The 737-nt window shown below is 64.0% G+C and carries 1 protein-coding gene; it reads left to right on the forward strand.

Annotation, left to right across the window (positions count from 1 at the left end; genetic code table 11):
• The coding region (locus tag EN994_RS33950) for a DMT family transporter (protein ID WP_164746550.1) at positions 1 to 737 on the forward strand (737 nt) is incomplete at both ends.

Here is a 737-nt window from a genome sequence, read left to right on the forward strand (position 1 = left end):
GGTCATCTGGTCGGTCTGGCGGGCACTCAGCCGAAACGCCCCGCCGCTGATCCCCGGCTGGTCCGGCCTGATCGTGGCGATATGCTACGGGCTGACCGGGATCACCTTCGTCACCGCCGTCTACCACACCTCGACCGCCGACCTGGTGTTCATCCTGGCCTTCAACACCGTCTTTGCGGGGTTGCTGTCCTGGATATTCCTGCGCGAGAGGCCGCGGCTGGTGACCATCGCGGCGATGGCGATCATGATCCTCGGCGTGCTGGTCATCGTCGGCGGCTCGGTCGGCACCGGCAAGCTGTTCGGCGATTTCATGGCGCTGTGCTCGGCCTTCTTCATCGCGGTGGCCATCACCATCTCGCGCGCCAGCGGCAAGGACATGGGATTCACCTCGCTCGTCGGCGTCCTTCTGCCGCTCGCGCTGGCGGTCTTCATGGTGTCAGGCGAAGGCTTTCATGTGAACGCGCCATGGTGGATCGTCTTCAACGGCGCCATCATCATGCCGATCTCGTTCTTCTGCCTTGCCGCCGGGCCGAAATACATTTCAGGACCGGAAGTGGCGATGTTCTACCTGCTCGAAACGGTGCTGGCGCCGGTCTGGGTGTGGATGATCTTTGCCGAGGCACCGACCCGCAACAGCCTGATCGGCGGCGGGATCCTGATCGTCACGCTCGTCGCACACTCGCTCTGGCAGCTGCATGAAGGGCGTAAGCGCCGGGTCGACTTCGCGGTGCATCACC

This window comes from Mesorhizobium sp. M7A.F.Ca.CA.002.09.1.1 (genome assembly GCF_003998555.1).
Classification (GTDB): Bacteria; Pseudomonadota; Alphaproteobacteria; order Rhizobiales; family Rhizobiaceae; genus Mesorhizobium; species Mesorhizobium ciceri.